The following is a 19,429-nucleotide window of genomic DNA, read 5'->3' on the forward strand; positions in this document are numbered from 1 at the left end:
ATTTTTGTAGGTTGACTTTTATTTTATATATGATACAATATTGAAAAATAAATAAAAACAAACTTCGTATAACCCTAATGATATGGTTTAGGGGTCTCTACCAGGAGCCAATAACTTCTGATTACGAAGAAAATTTGTCATTCAAATTTTCTTCGTAATCAGAAGTTTTTTTATACTTTAATATAAACAGGCCAATAATTGTGAAGGAATTATATAATTCAATAATTTTATAAATAAACTGAAAAAAAGACTGAAAACGTTGGCAGAATTAAAAAAATAGAGTATAATAATAAAAGATAAAATACGAACGATGTTTTGAAAGAAATTAATATAAAATCCAAAAGTGTTGGTATATAAAGAGTGGGAGGGCGAACAATGGAAATTAAGAGATTGCCAAAGATTGAATTACATTGTCATTTAGATGGAAGTGTTAGACCGGAGACTTTATTTGAATTATCTAAAAAAGAAGGATTAGATTTAGGAGTAGAAACTGTAGAAGAATTCAGAAAACTAGTAGAGGCACCTCAAGATTGTAAATCATTAGATGAATACTTAGAGAAATTTGATATAGCAAATAAAGTAATGCAAACTAAAGAAAACATAACAAGAATCACATACGAACTTATGGAAGATGTTGCAGCGGATAATGTAAAATATATTGAAATAAGATTTGCACCATTACTTCATATAAATAAAGGATTAACATTTGAAGAGATAGTTGAAAGCGTGATTAGTGGAATAAAACGTGGAGAAGAAGAGTTTGGTATACACGGAAATCTAATATTATCATGTATGAGAACTATGCCAGTTGAAGCATGTTTTGAAGTTGTAGAAAAAGGTGCAAAATACCTTGGTAAAGGGGTAGTTGCTGTAGATCTATGTTCAAGTGAAAGAGCTGGTTTCCCGGAGGTATTTAAGGCGCCTATCAATTTAGCTAAAAAGTTAGGTTACAGAATTACAATTCATGCAGGAGAAACAGGAATTGGAGAGAATGTATTAAAATCAATAGAACTTTTAGATGCTGAAAGAATTGGACATGGGGTATATTCAAAAGATTGTCCAGAGGCATATAAACTTCTTAAAGAGAAGAATGTTGTTTTAGAGGTGTGCCCTACAAGTAATGTTCAGACTAAAGCAGTTGTAAGTTATGAAGAGCATCCTATGAAGGAATATTTTGAAGATGGAATAAAAGTAACTATAAATACTGATAATATGACAGTATCTAATACAGATTTGAATAAAGAATATGAGATATTAGAAGATATGAATATATTTAATGAAGATGATTATAAACAAATGTATATGTATGGTGTTGAAGCTAGTTTTGCAACAGAAGAAGTAAAAGAAAAATTAAGATCTTATATCTATTAAGAAGTTTAAACTAAGGAACAAAAACCTAATCACAAATGTGGTTAGGTTTTTATTATTTATAGAGTAAATTGTTGTGAATGTACATTAAAATTATTAATACCATGATTAATTTCTACATTATTATATGTAATTTTAAATAGTTAATATTTAATTTCTTCTGTTAATATATTATTGTATTAGGTTTTAAAAATATTTTTGATTATATTTATGTTTTTTTATTAATTTATATAATATTGATTTAATCAAAATATAGGTATTTGTACTTTAAGGTGATGGAATTAGTTTTTTAGAGAGTATCACTTGGAAATTGTTAACAAAAACTATGTGAAATTTCACAAAATTTTTAAAATTATTTAATATTAGCTAAGTCTTAGTATATCAAGGGATTTTATAGATAAATAATATTAAAAAAGTACCTATAAATGCATATAACAATAGATATAAATCACAAAATATTTGATATGAATTTTTTGAATTTTAAAACTTTAAAATTTATGTTTTTTTTTGTTGAAATACTTCAAAGTATGTGATACTATATAGAAGTGCTCGAGAGACGGGTACAAAAAAAGAAAAAATAAGTGGTAAATCAAGTGATATGCGTCTTTAGCTCAGCTGGATAGAGCAACGGCCTTCTAAGCCGTAGGTCGGGAGTTCGAATCTCTTAAGGCGTACCATATCGGGGTGTGGCGCAGATTGGGAGCGCGCGTGCTTTGGGAGCATGAGGCCGCAGGTTCGAGCCCTGTCACCCCGACCACTTATGCGGGTGTAGTTCAATGGTAGAACTCCAGCCTTCCAAGCTGGTAGCGTGGGTTCGATTCCCATCACCCGCTCCATATGGTGGACGTAGTTCAGTTGGTAGAGCGCCAGATTGTGGTTCTGGTTGTCGTGGGTTCGAGTCCCATCGTCCACCCCATACATTGGGATATCGCCAAGCGGTAAGGCAACGGACTTTGACTCCGTCATGCGCAGGTTCGAATCCTGCTATCCCAGCCAAATGAGATCTGTGTCAATAGATCTCATATTTTCAATCATGATCTCCGAAGATTTAATCTTTGGGAATCATAACACGTGCAGGTGTGGCGGAATTGGCAGACGCACTAGACTTAGGATCTAGCGCCTTCGGGTGTAAGGGTTCGACTCCCTTCACCTGCACCAATTTTTTTATGTGCGGTAGTAGCTCAGCTGGTAGAGCGCCACCTTGCCAAGGTGGAGGTCGCGAGTTCGAGCCTCGTCTACCGCTCCATTAAAAAAATGTATTATTAGGGTAGATTTCCAAAACACGTTTATGTCCTCAAAATCCTCTCGATGAATCGGGAGGTCTTTTTTTTATTCTTAAGAAAATTAAAAAAATTACTTAAGAATAAAAAATGAAGTGGATGTATGTGAAGTATAAAAGATAATGTATAATGTAGAATGGATAATGTATAATGATGGACATTTCACTTCGTGAAATTTTGATATTATTGTTCATTGGATAATAAGGATTTTACTCGTTTCATTAGAAATGAAACATTGCATTTTAAATACAATATTTTATCTTAGGATAAAATGAGTAAACCTTTCTTTATTTAAAGAACAATAAAATGTAGCTTCTCATGTAAGTGAGAAGCATCCATCATTATACATTATACATTATCAATTATACATTTTTTTTTAATCCTACGCATAGTATGCATTTGTTCTTCAAGGTATTTTTAACTATTTTCCATAGATGTTTTAAAAAAAATATAATATAATCATTAAGGATGATAAAACTCTATTTTGAAATAAAAAGGAGAGTAAAATGATAAAAAGCGTACTTATAATATTGTTCTTTGGTTTTTTAGGAAATAAAATATTTTCAAAAATTAAATTACCAGGATTGCTTGGGATGATTATCGCAGGTATAATAGTTGGACCATATGCTCTAAACCTTATTGATGGGGCAATACTTGATAATGCAGCAGACATAAGAAGTATGGCGTTAATAATAATTCTTTTAAGAGCTGGGTTAGGTATAAACAAAGAGACCTTGAAAAAGGTTGGAAAGGTTTCAATGAAGATGGCCTCAATTCCATGTTTATTAGAAGGTGGAACTATACTGTTAATAACTCATTATTTATTAGATTGGTCCTTTATTCAGTCAGGTATATTAGCATTTATAATTGCTGCAGTTTCTCCTGCGGTTATAGTGCCATCAATGCTTAAACTAAAAGAGTCCGGTAGAGGTATGGATAAGGGGATTCCCGTATTAATATTAGCTGGATCTTCAATCGATGATATATTTGCAATGACATTATTTGCTGTATTTATGGGACTTGAAAAGAATACAGGAGTTCCTTTAGGAAAGCAGCTTTTAGCAATTCCTTTTGAGATAATAGGTGGAATATTACTAGGATGTATTTCAGGTTATATGATCATAAAGATTATGAAGATTTTTAAGACAAAATTTTCTAAGCAAGATAAGTTATTAATATTATTAGCATCTTCTTTCGGGGTATATATTTTAGGAGGTGTTATTAAAGTATCAGGTCTTTTAAGTATAATGACCATAGGTTTCTTACTTCTTGAGTACAGTAAAGAAACTGCTGAGGAGATTCAACCATCATTAAATAAGATCTGGTATTTTGCACAGATATTCTTATTCATGTTGATTGGTGCTGCGGTGGATATTAATATTGCTATAAAAGCAGGATTAGTAGGTTTATTAATAATTTCAATAGGACTTATTGCTCGTACTATTGGAGTCGTAATAGCTCTTATGAAGTCAGGGTTATCAATGAAAGAAAAGCTGTTTTGTGCTATTGCATATGTTCCAAAGGCTACAGTACAGGCTGCTATTGGGGCTAAACCACTAGAAGCAGGTGTAGTTGGAGGAGAATTGATGTTAGCCATAGCTGTATTATCTATAATAGTAACAGCACCATTGGGAGCTATTGGAATAAAGATTTCTGCACCAAAATTATTGAACAAAGTTAAGATTGTTAATGAGGAAGACATAGAGAAGTTATCTGCATCATAAAGAAAAAGCATAATATTTTTATATTGCACTAAGAGTGAAAGCTCTAGTGCTTTTTTAAAACACTGCAATGTAAAATATTACTAAAAATGAAATAAAGTGTTATAATGTATTTAGGTAAATTTATATGCAAAAGAATTAAATAGTTAAAAAGGAAAGGAGGATAACTAATGGAAGATTTGAATGTTCTAAGATTTATCCAAGATAATATACGAGAAGGGATAAGATGTGCTATTGCTATTATGACTGATACATATGGTTCTTCCCCTAGAAAAGAAGGTACAACCATGGGAGTTGATGAGAATGGAAATATTTCAGGGACTATAGGTGGAGGAGCATTAGAAAAAGAGGTAATAGAGAGATCTGTTGATGCAGTGAAAAAAGGTGAGAATAAGCGGCTTACTCTTGAATTGAATGATGAGGGAGAATTACATATGCAATGTGGAGGAAAGACAGAAATATATATAAAGGTGTTTGTTCCTAGTGACAGGATAATAATTGCAGGGTGTGGTCATATTGGTAAGGAATTATATTTTTTAAGTAATTATCTCAATTTCAGAACTGTTATGTTGGATGATAGAGAAGAGTTTGCTAATGAAGATATTTTTAGTAATAGTGAAGAGGTATTAAAAGGAGATATATATGAAAATCTTAAGGGGATTAATATTACATCTAATGATTATATAGTTATTGTAACAAGAGGGCATAAGTATGATCAGGATGCTTTAGAAGCAGTTGTTAATTCTAATGCCAAATATATTGGAATGATAGGTAGTAAACATAAAATAATTCACACCCTTAATAGTTTAAAAGATAAAGGGATAACTGAAAAATCATTAAATAGAGTATATGCTCCAGTGGGGCTCGATATATCAAATGGAGAACCTAAAGAGATTGCATTTGCTATTCTTGGAGAGATACTTAAGGTAAAGAATACAGGAAGTGGGGAGCACTTAAAGAAGGTAAAGTTTGGAGGAGATTTTTTTGAAAAAGAAACCTGTTAAAGAATCAATAGGGATGATTCTATGTCATGATATCACTCAAATAATACCTGGTGAATTTAAAGGAAGAGCTTTTAAAAAAGGACATGTTATAAGAGAAGAAGATTTACCAGTTTTATTATCACTGGGAAAAGACAATATCTATGTGTGGGAAAATGATGAAACTATGACCCATGAGAATGATGCAGCAGAAGTATTAAGGGAGATTTCGGCTGGTGAAGGCTTGGAATTTACAGAGGTTAAAGAGGGGAAGATAAACTTTATATCTTCACAGGATGGTTTATTAAAGGTAAATAAAGAAATGCTATTTAAGTTCAATTGTTTTGATGATATAGTGTTAACTACATTTCATAATAACACTCCTGTAAAGAAGGGGGATATTGTAGCTGGAACTAGAATAGTACCTCTAATTATAAAGACAGATAAATTAGATGAAGTAAGAAAAAATATCAATGAAAAAATAGTGGAAATAAAACAATTTAATAAAATGAAGGTGGCTGTTGTTACAACGGGGAGTGAGGTATTCTATGGGCGAATAAAGGATAGTTTTGGTCCTATTATAAAAGAAAAATTTCAAGAGTATGGTTCTAGAGTTATAAACCAAGTAAAGGTGCCAGATAATAAGGAGAAAATTGTACAAGCTATAAATAGAGGACTTGAGAGTGAGGCTGATATAGTTGTTTGTACTGGAGGAATGTCGGTAGATCCTGATGATCTTACACCATCTGCAATAAGAGAGTGTGCAGATAAGGTTATAAAATATGGAGCACCTGTACTTCCAGGTTCTATGCTATTGGTAGCATATAGTGGAAATAAAGTGATTTTGGGATTACCTGGATGTGTTATGTATTCTAAAAGAAGTGTATTTGATTTACTTCTTCCTAGAATATTGGCTGGGGAAAAGCTTGAGAAGATGGACATTATAAAGCTAGCTCATGGAGGCTTGTGCTTGAATTGTGAAAAATGTGTATACCCTAAATGTTCCTTTGGAAAGGGTGAATAAGATGAAGAAATTAGTGTGGAGAAAATGTAAATGAAGAGTAACATTGGAGCTGTAATAATAAAAGTAATTTTGGTTCTTGTTATAGGATTTTTTACAGTACCAATAATATCACTCATAGTATATTTGCTAAATCAAGGTGGAATTTGCATTGGTGAGAGATTTATAGATGGTCTAAAGGTGAGTTTAAAAAGTACCGGAATTACTATGCTAATAAATATAATATTAGGAGTTCCTATAGCGTACTATCTATCAAGAAACCAATTCAAGGGCAAGAGGATAATATCTATGATATTAAATATTCCAATATTATGTCCTCCTTCTGTTGCTGGGATAATATTGCTTTTAGCCTTTGGGAGAGAAGGGATGATAGGTAAAATTTTAATTGTATTAGGAGTAAGCATTCCATTCACCTTCTTTGCTGTTATTATGGCGCAATGTTTTGTATCTCTGCCTCTTTTTATTCAAATAGCTAAAGAGGCCTTTGACAAGGTGGATGTGGAAATAGAGAAATCCACCTTAGTGTTAGGAATTAGCCCTATAAAGGTTTTTATTAAGGTGACTATACCTATGGCGTTATTTGGGTTATTGAAAGGGTTGCTTATGTCTTGGGGACGAGCTTTTGCAGAGTTTGGTGCAACAATAATCTTTGCAGGAAATCTAATTGGGGAAACACAGACATTACCACTAGCTATATATTCCGCTATGGAAGGTGATTTTAATGAAGCTTTGGCAATGGCGCTAATTATGATAGTGATAGCTATTATGGTGCTTATAGTAGTTACTTTATTGGGTAGAAAGAGTTGGGATTAGAATTATGTTAAATATTGAGTTTGAACAAGCATATGAGAATATTAATTTGAACATAAATTTGAGAATTAAATCTATGAGATGTGCTATTGTGGGACCATCAGGTGCTGGAAAGACCAGTGTTTTTGATGTTATATCTGGTTTGAAGACTCCAACTAAAGGGAAAGTTGTTTTTGGAAAGGATGTACTATATTCATCAGAGGAGAAGGTGAATATTCCTATTCATAAAAGAAGAATTGGGTATGTAAGGCAGAAGAGTTTTTTGGTTCCTCATTTAACAGTAGAAGATAATATAACTATGGGATGCAATATTGATAATAAGGACTATATTGATATTCTTAATAGACTTGATATAAAGGATATACTGAGGAAACAACCAGGAGAATTATCTGGAGGGGAATTGAGAAGAGTTGATATAGCAAGGATGCTGAGTATAAGACCTAGATTATTTCTCATAGATGAAGGTTTATCTTCTTTGAATGAAAATCTAAGAGAATGTGTACTTAAGTGTATTATAGATAAGTGTACAAAGTGGAATGCAAGAATGATGATTATAACGCATAACCAATTATATGTAAAAGGCTATGTGGATAGTGTGATTAAGATAAATAATGGAAAAATAATTAATGGGGAAATTATTTAAGAAGGTGAGAGTATTGAGAAATAATAGGAACAAGAAAGCATGTATTATTATGATTTTCTTGATTGCAGTAGTTATAATAGCATGTGGAAAGAAAGAATTAAAGGATAAGAAAGTAATAATATATGCTGCAGCATCAATGACAGAATCCTTAAGTGATGCTGTTGAAGAAATAACAGAAAAACATCCTGATATTGAGATAAAGGTTAGCTTTAATAGTAGCAGTAAATTAAGATTGCAGATAGAACAAGGCGCAGATGTGGATATTTATATATCTGCTAGCAAAAGTCAATATGATAAGCTGAAAGAAAAGGTTGACTTTGAAAAGGATAAGAAGTTTTTATCAAATGAGATAATAATAGCTGTTAATAATAAAAACAATATTGAGAAATGGAATGAGATACATAGAGATTATAAAGTGTTGAAAGCAGAAGATTATGTTCCAGCCGGAGAATATGCAAATAAGTTACTTAAAAAACTTAATGGTATTGAAAATGGGTTTAGCGAAAAGGTTTTGAGCAATGTTGTTTCTGAGGAGATAAATGTTAAGCAAGTTGTTAATAAGTTATATCTTGGAGAAGGGGATGTTGGATTTATATATAACACAGATCTCACAGAAAAAGTAAAGGATAGATTATATAAATTAGATGTTCCAGAAGAGATGAAAGTGAAGAGTAATTACTATATATGTCTTTTAAAAAATGAAGAGGATAATATAGAAGTTTTTAATGAGTTACTAAGTTATGATATTAAGAAGATTTTTCGTAAATATGGGTTTTCAATAGTAAAAAATTAGCAGGAATAGTGGAGATATTAAAATATTAATCATATATTATTAATGGAAATAATATCTGGAGGCTATTATGCAGAATAAGACAAGTAAATCCTTATTCGGAGTAGATTTAAATCAATACAGAGCAAATGCAGATTTTAAAATACTGGCAACTAAATGTGACTTCATTTTCCTGAGATCATCAGGCTCAGGAACTGGTAAGTTCAAAGTGGACACAAAATTCCTTGAATTAGCAAAAAAGTGTAGGGATTTTGGAATTCCCTCAAGTGCGTATCACTTTGCTGTTCCATCAGCAGACCTTTCTACAGCAGATTCACAATGTGATGATTTCATAAACATATTGCAAGAGGGGTATGGTAAAGGAAATTATGGAGAATTATTCCCTGTAGTGGATGTAGAAGTACCGTTAGATAAATCAATATCTACTGATAATCTTCTAGATTGGATAGATAGATTTAGAAGAAGATTCGAGAGCAAAACAAGAAGAAGATTAATGTTATACACAGGTGCATTCTTTATAGAGATGTACAATAATTTCAAGCATTCTAAAAAGGGATATATTTTATCAGATATGCCTCTTTGGATTGCCATGTATACGGATATTCCAACAAATCCACCATTCCCTAATGACGCAGGCGGATGGACTAGATGGAGAGTATGGCAATTCTCAGAAAAGGGAAAAGTTGCTGGTATAGATCTTCCAGTAGATGTTAACTGGGGTCCTGACCATATAGATCTTTTAAGAATGCCTAAACCAGTATCAAATGTGAAAGCGACTATCCATGGTGGTATGGCTAAGGTCACTTGGAATAAGAGCACAGATATCGATCTTAACGGATATAATCTATTTGTGAATAAGGAATATATAACTACTCTAGATAAGAATGCTGTAGCTTATAATATAGACTTGAGAAAAGTTCCTCGTCTAAAAGCGGGAATGGAAGTGGTAGTAGGGATTGAGTCATTTGATTTAGATGGTGAGTTTTCTAAGAGAGTAGAGGTTAAAGCAGGGACAAGAGATAATGAAATGGAACCAGAAGAAAGAATCCAATTAGAAGATCAAATGGAATTCCAAGAGTTTAGGTATGATAGCAAAGAAGATGAAGAAGAAGAAACATTCTTTATTAGGTATCCTAAAGGATGGAGATTATAATTTAGGTATGTAAATATAAGATAATCCCTCACATAACTAAAAGTTGTGTGGGGGATTTGTTTTTGAGTGTAGTAGGTAATTAAAAAAATTAAACCTATATTTTACAATAATATGAGTATAATGTAGAATGTAAGTAGTAATTTAACATAAATGAGAGTGAGAAAAATGAAAAATAATTCAACTATAGATGAAATACTAAAAAAAACAGCTAGCCAGCTTAATATTATCCAATATGGTGTTATAAAATGTGAAGTATTTGAAGAAATAAGAGAAATACTCCGAATAAGAAATGCAAAAGGGGAGTTAACTGGATTTGAGGAGGAAGATCTTGAAAAGCGAATAAATCCTAGGCTAACTATGGAGGATTGCAAGTCAATTATTGTAGGGGTGTTTCCCTATTATAAGAAGAGTAGTGAAGAAAGCAATTTAGCTAAGTACACACAAGGAGTAGACTATCATTTTGTAATAAATGATATGATGAATCTTTTGGGGGATAAAATAGGAGAAGAAGTTGAGAACTTTAAATATATGAGTTTTACAGATTCAGGTCCTTTGGTTGATAGATACGTTGCATATAAAGCTGGGTTAGGCTTTTGGGGAGTTAACGGACATATTATTAATGAGAAATACGGTTCATATATTCTAATTGGATATATGCTAACTAATAAAGAATTTAAAGAGTATAATACTCCTCTTGAGAACGGTAGTTGTATGAGGTGTATGAGATGTGTAAAAGTTTGTCCTGGTGGAGCTATAAAAGGTGATTATGATATAAATCCATTAAAATGTAAATCCTATATAACTCAAAAGAAGGAAGAACTCACATGTGAAGAAGAAAATATACTCAGGAAGAGCCACGTTATATTTGGTTGTGATATATGCCAAGATGTATGTCCGCACAATAAAAATATTGAAGAAACCCATATTGCAGAATTTAGTGAGGATTTAATAAGAAAAATTACAGAAGATGAAATAAATGAGCTATCAAATAAGAAATTTAGGAAGATATACGGAAGAAGAGCTTTTGGGTGGAGAGGAAGAAAAATCTTAGAGAGAAATATGAAAATAATTAAAGGGGAATAGAGGGGGCAGTGTATGAATATTTTACCTAAACCAAGGGTTATGGAAAAGTTAAATGGTGAATTCTTATTTAAGAGTCACATGAGTATTGAACTTGATACTAGTTGTGGAGAGAGAGAGCTGTATTCAGCAAAAATTCTTAAGTGTGGATTTGAAGAATTAGAAGTAGATTGTTCAATAATAAAATCACTACCTAATAGGGCCGTTGGAGATATAAGAATTAAAATAGAAAAAGAGATGCAACAAACTCAAAATCTAGAGAATGAAGAAGAGGCATATATTATTGAGATAAAAGAAGAATATATTTCTTTGATAGCAACAAATTCTAAAGGGATATTCTATGGTGTTCAAACATTAAAGCAGATTATTCAAAGTGGAGCTAGAAGAATATCATGTGCTAAGATTATTGACTACCCAGAATTCAAAGTTAGAGGATTTTATCATGATATAACACGTGGGAAAGTTCCTACACTTGAAACTTTAAAGGGCATTGTGGATGATCTTGCAAAATATAAGATAAATCAGTTTCAATTATATGTTGAGCATGTATTTCCTTTTAGAGGACATGAAGAAGTGTGGGCACATAAAGATCCTATAACCCCTGAGGAAATATTAGAGCTTGATAAATATTGTATGGATAATCATATAGAGCTTGTTCCGTCTATAGCTACATTTGGTCACCTTTATCATTTATTAAGTTCAGAGCATTTTGGGCACTTATGTGAATTAGAAGGAAGTAAGGGAAAGGGATTTTCTTGGGTAGATAGAATGAGGCATCATACCATAGATATTAGCAACAGTGATAGTATAAAGGTTATAGAAGGTATGATAGAAGATTATTTACCTTTATTCACAAGTAATAAGTTCAATATATGTTGTGATGAGACCTTTGATTTAGGAAAAGGAAGAAGTAAAGGGTATGTAGAAGAAATTGGTAAAGGAAGAGCGTATTTAGATTTTCTAAATAAACTTATACATATAGTTAAGAGAAATGGTAAGACACCAATGTTCTGGGGCGATATTATTCTAAATTATCCTGAGTTATTAAATGAGATAAGTGAAGATGTTATATGTTTAAATTGGAATTATAGTCCTGAGGCAACAAATAGTTCAACTAAGACTCTAAGTGAAAGTAAACGAAAATTTTATACATGTCCAGCAGTATGGGGATGGGATAGATTCATGAATGATATTAAAGGTTCTTTTAGTAATATCAAGAAGATGGTATCATATGGTAAGGAGTTTGGTGCAGAAGGGGTATTATGTACTGATTGGGGAGATTACGGACATGTTAATTCTTATGCATCATCTAAGCCTGGAATGATATTAAGTGCTGCTTTAAGTTGGAATAGTGATCTAAACATAGAAACACTAGAATCACAAATTTCAGAGGTGGAATTTGGAGATAGAGATATTGTGTCTTTAATGAAAGAACTAGGTGAGCAACAGTATGTATCTTTTATGGAGATTGTATGGTGGATGGAGAATAAGAAGAAAAAGACAACTTTGTTAATGGAACGTCCAGAACTAATTGAAAAATATATGCTCAACAAATCAGAGGAGGAGTTGAAGCAGAGTTATAGTGCAGCAGTTAAAATTGAAGAAGTTTTCAAGGATAAAATGTATGAACATTCTAAATGTAGAGAAGATATAAAGAGTTTTATATTAAGCGCTAGAGTAGTGGGATTATTGAATTCATTATATTTATATATTAAAGAGTGGGATTTTAACGAGAAGGTAGATGGATTTATACATGATAATGAAGAACTTGCAACTTTGTTTGAAAAGTGGTTGAATGAGTATAAGGAAATTTGGAGAAAAGATAATAAAGAAAGTGAATTGTATAGAATTGAAGAGTTTTTTATTGAAGTTTGTATATATTTAAGAAGAGGAGATGGAAAAGTATGTTAAAGAGCAACAGAGAAAGAATTGTAAAGTGGTCTGTACAAGGAAAGATTCATCATCCATTAGGAGGCAATTACAGAATTACTCATGAGGGAGAACCAAGAATTCTGCCTGCAACTGGAGGTATAACTTATAATGTAAAGTTAGGTGACCCTGCATTTGGATGGGTAGGAGATCATGTTGAACCTGGAGTTTCTATAAGAAATGAAGATAAGGCTCAAAATGCAGCATTAACTACATTTGCCTGTGTTGGAAATGAGGCTAAAGTTGTATCAGGAGATGCAAAAGGGGCTATAGGATATGTTATTGGAGTTCATGGTGGTATAGATCACACAATTATTCATTTTGAACAAGAAGATCTTGAGAACATGGCGATTGATGATAAAATTTTAGTAAGAGCATATGGACAAGGATTAGCTTTAGACGATTACCCAGATGTTAAAATTCAGAGCATAGATCCTGAGTTATTCTTTAAATTAGGCATAAAAGAAGAAGATGGAAAATTGGTTGTGCCTGTTGTTGCGGAAGTTCCACCTTATTTGCTTGGATCAGGAATTGGATCAGGCAATGCATATACTGGTGACTATGATATAATGACAGCTGATGAAGAAGAAATCAAAAGACTTGGTTTAGATAAACTTAAGTTTGGAGATCTAGTACTTTTACAGGATGCTGATAATACTTTTGGAAGAGGTCATTACAAAGGTGCAGTTAGCATAGGTGTTGTTATTCATAGTGATTGTGTTAAAGCGGGTCATGGACCAGGGATAACAACTATAATGAGTTGTAAGAAGCCAATGATTAAAGGGGAAATCGATTCAACTTCAAATATAGCAAAATATTTATTATAGATTCAAAAATAGCCTTGAAGAAAATTCTTCAAGGCTTTAATATTGTAGAATTATTTAAGTCAAGTTATTGAAAATACATTAGTGTAGATAAACCTAAGAATATTATTACTAACAATACAAATGAAATATTTATAATACCAACTTTTTTATCACTAGTGTATTCTCTAGCAAGATTATCAGATGTGTAATGTGGTTTGTAATTTATGGAATCCTCATCCATATTTATTATATCATCATTTAATTGTGTATCTTCATTTACATTATAATTTTCTTCTAGCTTATCCATATTATTTTTCTTTATAGCGCTTAGGAAATAATAAGTTAAATATACAGATCCCATTAATACAACTACAGAAACTACAATATTGATTGATGAAGAGGAAAATTGCTCTGCTTGCTTAAGGGTCTCTTGATCAGCTTTAAGAAAAAAGGATAGTGCTACGGATAATCCGTTATTCACAAGATGCATAATAATACTGGCAAATATAGATTTTGTATACCATACAACCGTTGCAAAAATAATTCCTAAAAAAGCAGTATAGAAAAATTGATGGAAATTCATATGAAGCATACCAAAAAGTACACCGTTAAGTATTATTGCTTTTTTAAATCCGAATTTTCTATATCCATCTAATACAACCCCTCTCATGATTACTTCTTCACAAATAGCAGGAGTTATTGCTATAACAAAAAATAGATAGGGAAAAGAAAATTGTGTAACAATATCATTCATAAAATCAGTTATGGGACTGCCAAATATTTTAGATGCTATGTTAGATATTACCCCTGTTATTGGTAGTATAACTAATGTTAGTGCTATTAATCTAAATACATCAGATAACTTTAAGGGGTTTAGTTTTAGAGTCTTTTTTATATCCATCTTGTTTGCTAACATGAATAAAATACAGGGTATTAATATAAATAAATATTGGTTTAAGGCTAATGTTAATTTAGTTGGCATGTTTCTTAGGAATAGTGTTCCTAAAACAGGTAAAAAAACACATGTAATAATCAATAAATTGGATTTTTGTACTTTGCTCATTTCGTAATCTCCTTAAATTAAAGTCATATTCATTATATATTAAATATATCTTTACTTCCATAAGTATATACAATATTTACAATACATTAAATAAATTGGACGTTTGTGGTTACAATAGAATCATGTTAATATTTCAACATAAAATACACAAATATATTGTGATGAAATTAATTTCATAAATATAAAAAATATCAGTAAATCGTAGTAAATTCAAATAAAATAAGTTAAAATATTCTTAGAACAATGAAAAATTTTCGGTAGTGTCAAAAGTATATGAAAATTGATATGGAATATAAGGATTTAAAAACAAGAAGATTATTTAATTGAGAATTGAGAATTGAGAATTGAGAATGTCGGATATTTCTCTCCGAGAAATTAAAATGATTGCTATTTTTTATCCCGAAAGGGATGTGTGATTCTAAAAAAGGGTATGGCAAATAAACCTATAATATAGGTCGATTTTAAAATAATGCGATATTAAGATTGGCAGTATGACTCAGCTAATTTCATTAATTTGCACCAACGTGCAGGCATGGTTTCCAACTCTTCAAGTTCTGGAATTATTACAGGAACTTTTTGTTCTAAGCTTGCATGAGGTTTCAAGAAATTGAAGTATGTACAAAAAAGAATTATATGAGTTATAGAGCCGTTTGAGCTATTGTAGCCATTAGTAGTCTTATAACTTCTCTTAAAGGTTCTGTTTAATCGTTCAATAATCTGTTTTAAAGGACGATATTCAGCTGAAACTTCATCATCATTGGTAAGTCCAATTACTTGCATGACATCAAAATTAATATCGTGATTAGCGAAGAAAACTTCTGCTAACAGATATATTGGATTACCATCAACTACTAGTTTAAGGCTTTCAGGAAGTTTTTCGTACTTAGTGATAACATCGTAGATGGCTCTACAAGCTAAGAAAGTATCGCGATTAGGCGAAACTCTATACGAGAGAATTATCTTTTTAACAGCATCAAAGAAGAAACATATATAGTTCCATTTACCATTGACTTTGATGTATGTTTCATCGCCGCATATAGATTCTGTTGGATTATAGGGATAGTTGTCCACCATTGGTTTTAGTAGAACAGAAGCAGCTGCAGCGTAGTTTAGCACAGTTTGATGTGATATTTTAACACAATGAACTTCTCTCATGATAGCTGCTGTTTTTCTTGAAGATAATCCGTAATTTACGTAGTAAGTCATTATTAAGCCAAATACGTGGGATGATGAATACATCTTGGATAAGGATATATTACTTTGCACAGGACTATCGCCCTTTAGAGATGCAAAATCGAAATCAAATTCTCTAAATATATATCTAACTTTAGTGTCATAGGGTTTTTCTTTGGTAATAGACTTTAAGTTGTTTTTATAAAAAGAACAGTTGTTGTTTCGGCATTTGTAAATGGTAAAATTACTACGATTTTTAATTCGTTCTAAAAATTTATTGCAATGAGGACACTTAAATCTTACCTGCTTATCATAAAGGTTTTTAGTGTTAAAGTTAGTGGAACAGACTTTGCATTTATATTGACCACGCCCTCCATTGTTATCGTATAGATAAATATTTGGAGCATTGCATTTAGGACAACTGATTTTAGAACTCACGTGAGAACGTCCTTTTTGAGTTCTAACAGGAGCTAACTCTTTACCTTTGAGTTTATAATGCTCCGATAGGAGTTCTCTGTAATCTAACCTTTCAGGTTTCACAATTATTGGTTTATCATCCACTTGTATTTTCCTGTAAGGTTTATCTAAAGTATCAGAATTGGGGATCTTATTGAGTCCTTTTCCAGTCAATAAAATAATGAGTAGATTTATAACTTGCTTAAGAAAAACAATATACAAAACTAAATAATAATTAATCATGTTAAAAACTTGCCTCCTTATCTTTGGTTATATATTTTTTTTCGCAAACTAAAATTAACACCTTTAGAGGGAGGGGGCAAGTCTAATATAGATAAAGTATTGAAAATCAAGGGGTTACGTCGAAAGTACCATTAAAACTTTTGACAATACCAAATTTTCATGGAGGGTAGAGATATGAAAAAGAGTGTTGAATTGTTACTTAATAGGATGGAAGAATTAGGTATAGATGCATATGTTATACCAAGTTCAGATGCGCACATAAGCGAGTATGTAGCTGACCATTGGAAGAGTAGAGCTTGGATATCAGGATTTACAGGTTCTGCAGGGACTGTAGTTATATCAAAAGAGGGAAATGGTTTATGGACAGACGGAAGATATTTCATTCAAGCTGCAAAGCAAATAGAAGGAACGGGTATTAAATTATTTAAGATGGGGCAACCAGGAGTTCCGACTATAACACAATGGTTTAATAAAAATCTTGATAATGGAAGCACAATAGGTTTCTGTGGAGAGAGTACATCATTACTGTTTAAGAGAAATCTAGAAAAAGAGTGCAAGGATAAAGGATTTAAGATAGTTCCTGAGTTCGATCTTATAGATGATTTATGGGAGAATAGACCTGATATTCCTAAAACACAAGTATTTGTACTTGAAGAAAAATATGCAGGATGTAGTTTTAAAGAAAAATTAAGTAGTGTAAGAGAGAAGATGAAGGAAAAGGGCACAAATACTTATGTTATTAGCAGTTTAGATGATATAGCATGGTTATTTAATATAAGAGGGAACGATATACATAACTATCCTGTAACAATCTCTTACGCAATAATAACCCTTGATGAAGCAAATCTTTTTATAGATGAGACAAAACTTGACAATGAAGTTAAGAAATATTTAAAAGATAATGATATTAATGTATTCCCATATGAAGATGTATTTAATAAGGCAGGGGAATTCAAGAAAGAGGATGTTATATTCTTTAATCCTTCAAAGTCTAATTCGAAATTATATATGGCTATGCCTGATGGTTGTAAGAAAAAAGAGGGAAGAGACATAACAACAGATTTAAAAACTATAAAAAATGAAGGTGAGCTTGCAAACCTGAGAAATTGTCATATAAAAGATAGTGCAGCCATGATTAATTTCCTACACTGGCTAGACACTACTGTAGGTAAGGAAGAAATCACTGAAATGTCAGCTGATGATAAGTTACTTGAGTTCAGAAAAGAACAAGATTTATTCATTGGAAGAAGTTTCGATACAATAGCAGGATATAAGGAACATGCTGCAATGATGCACTATAAGGCAACAGAAGAACAGCAATACAAACTTGAAAAGAAAGGATTATTCCTTATAGATTCAGGTGGACATTATCTAGACGGAACAACAGACATAACTAGAACAATTGTACTTGGTGATCTTACAGAAGAGGAAAAGTTCCACTTTACATTAGTTGCCAAGGGTCATATAGCATTGAATAATCTTAAGTTCTTACATGGAACAACAGGATCAAAACTTGATATGATAGCTAGATATCCATTATGGCAGCATGGTATAGATTATAAATGTGGAACAGGTCATGGGGTAGGCTTTATACTGAATATTCATGAAGGACCACAAGGGCTTACTATGAGACCTAATAATGTTGTCTTTGAAAAAGGTATGATATTAACAAATGAGCCTGGAGTATACATGGAAGGCAAGCATGGAATAAGAACAGAGAATACTATGGTTGTTCAAGAGTGGAAGGAAACTGAATCAGGACAATTCATGGAGTTTGAAGTTATTTCATTTGTACCTATTGATTTAAGAGGAATAAATGTAGAACTATTAACTTGTGAAGAGAGAGAATGGCTTAATAATTATCATAAAGAAGTATATGAGAAGGTATCACCACTTCTAAATGATGAAGTAAAAGATTGGCTAAAAGAGGCTACAAGAGCCATCTAATGAAAAGATAAAAGCGAATTGAGAATGGATAATGGAGAATGGAGAATGGTTGACATTTCTCTCCGAGAAATCTTAGTTTTATTGTTCCTTGGACAAAAAGGTAACTCGTTTCATTAATATGAAACATTGTATTTGATATACAATATTTTATCTTCAAGATAAAATAAGTAAAAACTTCTTGCGCTAAAGAACAAAAGGATGTAGTTTCTGCGTATGCAGAAACATCCATCATTCTCAATTCTCCATTCACAATTCGCAATTTGTTTTCAAAGCACGCAATGGCGTGCTTTTCTTGTAGGAGGTAATGAATTTGGAGAAAATTGAATTAGACTTTAATAAGAAACTTAATAGAGAATTTTATACAAGAGATGGCATAACTTTAGCAAAGGAACTTCTAGGCAAAATCCTTGTAAGAAGAATAGAAGATGAATTTATAGCATGCAAGATTGTTGAGACAGAAGCTTACATGGGACCAGAGGATAAAGGGTGCCATGCATATGGTAATAGAAAGACTAAGAGGACAAAAACAATGTTTTTTGAGGGTGGTCATTCATATGTGTATCTTATCTATGGTATGTATAATTGTCTTAATGTTGTAGCGAATTCTGAAGGAAAGCCTGAAGCGGTATTAATAAGAGCTGTTGAACCATTACATGGTATTGAATATATTAGGGAGTTTAGAAAAATAAAGAGTAATAAGACTCAAAACTATACTAATGGTCCAGGGAAATTATGTATGGCTCTAAACTTAGATAAAAGTCATGATGGGTTGGATCTTGTTCATAGTAATGAAATTTTTATTTTAGATAATGAACAGCAGGTTGATATAGTTGAGAGTAAAAGGATAAATATCGATTATGCTGAGGAGTTTAAGGATAAGTTATGGAGGTTTTATATTAAAGATAATACCTTTGTTTCTAAGAAATAGAGTACAATAAAGAAAACCCTCCTGTATGGCAGCAGGAG

General features: G+C 31.8%; 15 protein-coding genes, 7 tRNA genes and 1 riboswitch. Of the genes, 20 read left to right on the forward strand and 2 right to left on the reverse strand.

The window, feature by feature from the left end; translation table 11 throughout:
* The first annotated feature begins 44 nt into the window (after positions 1–44).
* Positions 45–144: riboswitch (purine riboswitch) on the forward strand.
* 231 nt (positions 145–375) lie between these two features.
* From add to OW730_RS03580, 18 genes are all read left to right on the forward strand, one after another.
* Positions 376–1,371 (forward strand): adenosine deaminase, encoded by a 996-nt coding sequence (gene add / locus OW730_RS03495; protein ID WP_271227711.1) that lies wholly within the window; start codon positions 376–378, stop codon positions 1,369–1,371.
* A 597-nt stretch (positions 1,372–1,968) separates the two neighbouring features.
* Positions 1,969–2,045 (forward strand) — tRNA-Arg (locus OW730_RS03500).
* Positions 2,046–2,048: 3 nt separating this feature from the next.
* Positions 2,049–2,125: transfer RNA gene (locus OW730_RS03505), tRNA-Pro, on the forward strand.
* Positions 2,126–2,130: 5 nt separating this feature from the next.
* Positions 2,131–2,204: transfer RNA gene (locus OW730_RS03510), tRNA-Gly, on the forward strand.
* 4 nt (positions 2,205–2,208) lie between these two features.
* Positions 2,209–2,284: transfer RNA gene (locus OW730_RS03515), tRNA-His, on the forward strand.
* A gap of 5 nt (positions 2,285–2,289) precedes the next feature.
* Positions 2,290–2,364, forward strand: a tRNA-Gln gene (locus tag OW730_RS03520).
* A 77-nt stretch (positions 2,365–2,441) separates the two neighbouring features.
* Positions 2,442–2,526 (forward strand) — tRNA-Leu (locus tag OW730_RS03525).
* 12 nt (positions 2,527–2,538) lie between these two features.
* Positions 2,539–2,614, forward strand: a tRNA-Gly gene (locus OW730_RS03530).
* Positions 2,615–3,154: 540 nt separating this feature from the next.
* Complete coding sequence (locus tag OW730_RS03535; protein ID WP_271227712.1) at positions 3,155–4,372, forward strand: cation:proton antiporter; 1,218 nt, start codon at positions 3,155–3,157, stop codon at positions 4,370–4,372.
* Positions 4,373–4,539: 167 nt separating this feature from the next.
* Positions 4,540–5,373 carry an XdhC family protein gene (locus tag OW730_RS03540; protein ID WP_271227713.1) on the forward strand — a complete coding sequence of 278 codons (834 nt, stop codon included), beginning with the start codon at positions 4,540–4,542 and terminating at the stop codon, positions 5,371–5,373.
* Positions 5,354–6,373, forward strand: coding sequence for a molybdopterin-binding protein (locus OW730_RS03545; protein WP_271227714.1), 1,020 nt, complete (start codon positions 5,354–5,356; stop codon positions 6,371–6,373). Before OW730_RS03540 ends, OW730_RS03545 begins: the two co-directional genes overlap by 20 nt.
* Positions 6,374–6,403: 30 nt before the next feature.
* The gene (modB, locus tag OW730_RS03550; protein ID WP_271227715.1) at positions 6,404–7,183 is read left to right on the forward strand and encodes a molybdate ABC transporter permease subunit; all 780 of its coding nucleotides are present in this window, start codon (positions 6,404–6,406) and stop codon (positions 7,181–7,183) included.
* A gap of 4 nt (positions 7,184–7,187) precedes the next feature.
* Positions 7,188–7,823, forward strand: coding sequence for an ATP-binding cassette domain-containing protein (locus tag OW730_RS03555; protein WP_271227716.1), 636 nt, complete (start codon positions 7,188–7,190; stop codon positions 7,821–7,823).
* Positions 7,807–8,616: a molybdate ABC transporter substrate-binding protein gene (gene modA / locus OW730_RS03560; protein ID WP_271227717.1), complete on the forward strand. Its 810-nt coding sequence runs from the start codon at positions 7,807–7,809 to the stop codon at positions 8,614–8,616. The genes OW730_RS03555 and modA overlap by 17 nt, the downstream gene beginning before the upstream one ends.
* 67 nt (positions 8,617–8,683) lie before the next feature.
* Positions 8,684–9,766: a glycoside hydrolase family 25 protein gene (locus OW730_RS03565; protein ID WP_271227718.1), complete on the forward strand. Its 1,083-nt coding sequence runs from the start codon at positions 8,684–8,686 to the stop codon at positions 9,764–9,766.
* Between the two features lie 165 nt (positions 9,767–9,931).
* Positions 9,932–10,849, forward strand: a complete 918-nt coding sequence (gene queG, locus OW730_RS03570) for a tRNA epoxyqueuosine(34) reductase QueG (RefSeq protein WP_271227719.1) — start codon at positions 9,932–9,934, stop codon at positions 10,847–10,849.
* 12 nt (positions 10,850–10,861) lie between these two features.
* The gene (locus OW730_RS03575) at positions 10,862–12,757 is read left to right on the forward strand and encodes a beta-N-acetylhexosaminidase (protein ID WP_271227720.1); all 1,896 of its coding nucleotides are present in this window, start codon (positions 10,862–10,864) and stop codon (positions 12,755–12,757) included.
* Entirely contained in the window at positions 12,751–13,602 is an 852-nt protein-coding gene (locus OW730_RS03580) for a DUF4438 domain-containing protein (protein ID WP_271227721.1), read from the forward strand. The genes OW730_RS03575 and OW730_RS03580 overlap by 7 nt, the downstream gene beginning before the upstream one ends.
* 64 nt (positions 13,603–13,666) lie before the next feature.
* On the opposite strand, the gene OW730_RS03585 is transcribed toward OW730_RS03580, so the two are convergent.
* Together OW730_RS03585 and OW730_RS03590 are read right to left on the reverse strand one after the other, a co-directional pair.
* Positions 13,667–14,644 carry a CPBP family intramembrane glutamic endopeptidase gene (locus OW730_RS03585; RefSeq protein WP_271227722.1) on the reverse strand — a complete coding sequence of 326 codons (978 nt, stop codon included), beginning with the start codon at positions 14,642–14,644 and terminating at the stop codon, positions 13,667–13,669.
* A 477-nt stretch (positions 14,645–15,121) separates the two neighbouring features.
* On the reverse strand, positions 15,122–16,516 hold the full coding sequence (locus tag OW730_RS03590; protein ID WP_271224722.1) for a DDE-type integrase/transposase/recombinase: 1,395 nt from the start codon (positions 16,514–16,516) through the stop codon (positions 15,122–15,124).
* A 174-nt stretch (positions 16,517–16,690) separates the two neighbouring features.
* Between OW730_RS03590 and OW730_RS03595 the strand changes: the two genes are divergently transcribed.
* Together OW730_RS03595 and OW730_RS03600 are read left to right on the forward strand one after the other, a co-directional pair.
* On the forward strand, positions 16,691–18,463 hold the full coding sequence (locus OW730_RS03595) for an aminopeptidase P family protein (RefSeq protein WP_271227723.1): 1,773 nt from the start codon (positions 16,691–16,693) through the stop codon (positions 18,461–18,463).
* 310 nt (positions 18,464–18,773) lie between these two features.
* Positions 18,774–19,391 (forward strand): DNA-3-methyladenine glycosylase, encoded by a 618-nt coding sequence (locus tag OW730_RS03600; RefSeq protein WP_271227724.1) that lies wholly within the window; start codon positions 18,774–18,776, stop codon positions 19,389–19,391.
* Positions 19,392–19,429: the final 38 nt, after the last annotated feature.

It is taken from the genome of Oceanirhabdus sp. W0125-5 (assembly GCF_027938815.1).
Lineage (GTDB): Bacteria > Bacillota > Clostridia > Clostridiales > Clostridiaceae > Oceanirhabdus.